At 66.2% G+C, this 3,595-nt stretch carries 3 protein-coding genes; 1 reads left to right on the top strand and 2 read right to left on the bottom strand.

The window, feature by feature from the left end; all coding sequences use genetic code 11:
- Positions 1-631: hypothetical protein (locus AC2VOU_RS11030; RefSeq protein WP_486957414.1), on the top strand; the 631-nt coding region annotated here is incomplete at its 5' end.
- A gap of 6 nt (positions 632-637) precedes the next feature.
- On the opposite strand, the gene AC2VOU_RS11025 is transcribed toward AC2VOU_RS11030, so the two are convergent.
- Positions 638-1,147 (bottom strand): hypothetical protein, encoded by a 510-nt coding sequence (locus AC2VOU_RS11025; protein WP_047314447.1) that lies wholly within the window; start codon positions 1,145-1,147, stop codon positions 638-640.
- A partial coding sequence (locus AC2VOU_RS11020; RefSeq protein ID WP_486957413.1) for an MMPL family transporter occupies positions 1,144-3,595 on the bottom strand: 2,452 nt, incomplete at its 5' end. The genes AC2VOU_RS11020 and AC2VOU_RS11025, both read right to left, overlap by 4 nt.

The following is a 3,595-nucleotide window of genomic DNA, read 5'->3' as shown; positions in this document are numbered from 1 at the left end:
CGCGTTGGCGATGATCGGGGTGGTACTGGACTGGCCGCTGTGGTGGGTGTCGGCGTGCTCGGTGTTGGTGTTGCTGATTATGGAAGGTGTCGGGGTCAATTTTTGGCTGCTGCGCCGTGATTCGGTCACCGTCGGCACCGATGATGACGCGCCCGGATTGCGTTTGGCCGTTGTCGTGGCATGCACTGCTGTCCTGTGCGCGGCGGTGCTGACCGGATACACGCACTGGACGTCGGCGGACCGCGACTTTCGGCGGGATTCCCGCGAGGTAGTGCAGATCGCCACGGGGATGGCAGAGGCGATGGCGTCGTTCACCCCGAGCGCCCCGACCAGCTCCATTGATCGGGCTACGGCGATGATGGTGCCCGACCAGGCGGGCGTGTTCAAGGAGCAATACCGAAAGTCCAGCGCCGATCTGGCCCAGCGCAACGTCACCGCTCAGGCCGCCGCGCTGGCGGCCGGCGTCGAGGCCATCGGGCCGTCGGCGGCCAGTGTCGCGGTGATCCTGCGGGTAACCCAGAACACGCCGGGTCAGCCCCCCAGTCAGGCGGCGCCCGCAGTGCGGGTGACATTGATCAAGCGCGGCAGTGACTGGCTGGTGACCGACGTGCTGCCGATCAACGCCCGTTAGCTCGGCTCAGTCGCTGTTGGCCGCACGTGCGGCCTTGACTTTGACGAACCGGTCCGACAACCGACGCATCCGGATCATCAAGGCGGCCGACGGACTGGTGCTGCCGTCGAGGTAGCTGGCCAGATCCTCGGGTGCGACCCCGATGCGGGAGGCGAATTCCTGTTGCCCCAGGCCGGAGCGATCGATCAGGAGCCGCACGTGGCGGGCGACCTCGGCGCGTTCGTTGATCTCCAGGTGGGCGCGGGCGCGCTCCAGCACCTCCCAGAGGGCTTTGCAGATGCCATACGGTCGCGTGCCCTCGAGCACTTCTTCGACCTGACGGGCCGTCCGTCCATAAGGGTCGCGTTTTACCGCGGCGGCGATGAGCTTCCAGATCTCGATGTCGCCGCCGTGCAGTGCCGAGCGGATGGCGGCGGTAGACCAGAACTCCACCGGCTGGTCGGGATCGTCGCGGACCTGGTCCGCGGCGGGCTGTTCAGGCGGCGCTGCGGGGTGTCGGTCGACTACCAACGTCACCTCGCCTCCTCGAGCATCGCTACAGCCACCGACAGGCAGCGCTGCCTGACCTCCTGCCATTCTGCCGTGGCATCCGGGTCGGACCACTGATCATCAGTGAGGTCAACGGGATGGGGGTCCGAGAGCCGGCGGACTAACTGGGTCGCCATCCATTGCCGTATGGGTGGTTGACAAGAGTAATACCTATCTAGCTCGGCCAGCACTACGGCCGCGGTCTCGGGCTCTAGTGCATCGACCATGTCAGCCAATTCGGCGTAGTCGCGGCTGCTGTTACGGGACATGATCAGATAGCCCACCAGCCGCAGCGTTTCTGCGCCGGTGGGGATCAGCAACCGGTCGCCGGTGGGCAGCTGGACGTGGGTGGTCTCCACCGGGCGCCGCCGCTGGTAGGTTGGCCGGTCGGGGGCTTGCGAGACCACCTGTGTCTGCAGCGCGTCGATGGCGACTGAGAGCCGCCCGCGCCACAGCGTGACCGGATGAACCGGCCGGTCAGACCAGGGCATCGCCCGCGCAATGCTATTGCGGTACGCCAGGCCGATGATGAACTTCCTGGCCGCCGAGTGACCGTTGGTGCTGGTCGTCGTGCAGGCCGGGGCGGCAGGAAGCGCCGCGGTGTCATCGCTGGCTCTGCCCTCTTCTGGCTCGTGCGCAGCGCCTGGTAGGACCCGGTCGAGTCGTTTGTTGTTGTGCCCGCACCCGGTGAAGGCGAGCGGGTCGGCCACGCAGATCGCGTCGGGCGCCAGGTGCTTGAGCTTCGCCGCCGACTTGAGCACTATCCGCAGGTCGCCACTGGGCACCATGGCTGCCGAGATGTCGTCGGGGATGACCACGATGTCACCGAGGTCGACCGCCGGCAGCGGCCTGTCGAAGTCGACGGACGGCAAGGCCCGGGACAGCCAGCAGGGTAGCCACCAGTTCCATTGCGCGAACATCGCCATCAGCGCCGGTACCAGAACTAGTCGCACCACGGTCGCGTCGACCGCGATCGCGACGGCGCACGCCACGCCGATCTCGGCGACCCGCGGCATGCCGGCGAACGCGAAGCCGACGAACACCGCGATCATGATCAGGGCGGCGCTGGTAATTGTGCGTGCGCTGGTGCTCACGCCGTAGGCGACCGCGTCGCGAGTGCGCCCGGTTTGCAAGAAGCGTTCCCGGATGCGGGTGAGCAGGAAGATTTCGTAGTCCATCGACAACCCGAAGGTCATCGCCAGCACCAGCGGGGGAACCGTGCTGTCGATCGAATTGATGTGTGTGAAGCCGAGGTTCTCCAGCCAGCCCCACTGGAAGACCATCACCAAGCTGCCATAGGCGGCGGCCACCGACAGCAATGTCATCAGCACGCCTTTGAATGCCAGGAATACCGAACGGATCGAGATCAGCAGCATCACGAACGCGATCAACGCAACGAAGACCAGCACCAGCGGCTCCGTCTTGGACACCCGATCATCGAAGTCTTTGATCAGCGCGGTCGGGCCGCCGACAGCCACGTGCGCCGCGCCGGGAACCTTAGGAAGCTCCGTCCGCATCCAATCGACGGTTTCGCGGGCGCCCAGGTCCTCGGGATCGACCGACAACACCGCGCTCAGCAGCGCGCTGCCGTTGTTATCGGCGAATTGCGGCGGTGCCACCGACAAGACGTTCGGAGCCTGCGCCATCCGGTCACGGATCGCCGCGATTGTCTGGCTGTGTTCGGCTGAGGACGCTTGAACATTCGGGTCGCCGGGAAAGGTGATCAGCACCTGCACGGGCCCCAGCGCGCCTGGGCCGAGCGCTTGGGCCGCGGCCGACACCCCGGCACGGATCTCGTGCGAAGAGTCAAACTGCCGCAGCAGGCTGTTGCCCAGCACCATCGACGTCGCCGGCGCCGCCATAATGATGAGGAGGGTCGACGCCGCCAGCGCCGAAATCCACGGCCGGTGCATCACCCATCCCACCCAACGGTTCCAGAACCGGGACTGGGTGCACTCCGGCCGCCGCGACCAGTGCAGCAGCGCTGACCTTTTGGCGGCTGCCCGGCCGAACGTGGCTAACACCGCGGGTGTCAAGGTGGCCGACGTCAACATCGCGATAGCGACGGCCAGAATCGCTCCGGTCGCCATCGACCGCAGCGCCGGGGTGTTGATCAAGTAGATCCCGGTGAGCGAGGCGATGACGGTCATCCCGGACAGCACCACCGCGAGCCCGGAAGTGGCCATCGCGGCGTCGACAGCTTCCTGTGGTTGCCGCCCGGACCGCAGCTCCTCGCGGAAGCGCATCAGGATGAATAGGGAGTAGTCGACGGCCAGCGCGATGCCAAACATCGACACCGTCGAGGTCACAAACACCGACATAGTGGTGTGCATCGATATTAGGTAGACCAGGCCCATGGTGACCACGACGGTGCAAGCGCCGAGGGCTAGCGGAACCGCCGCGGCGGCCAGCGATCCAAACACCGCGAGCAAGACG

Source organism: Mycobacterium sp. TH-M25 (assembly GCF_057473665.1).
This window is presented reverse-complemented; position numbering and strand designations above follow the sequence as displayed.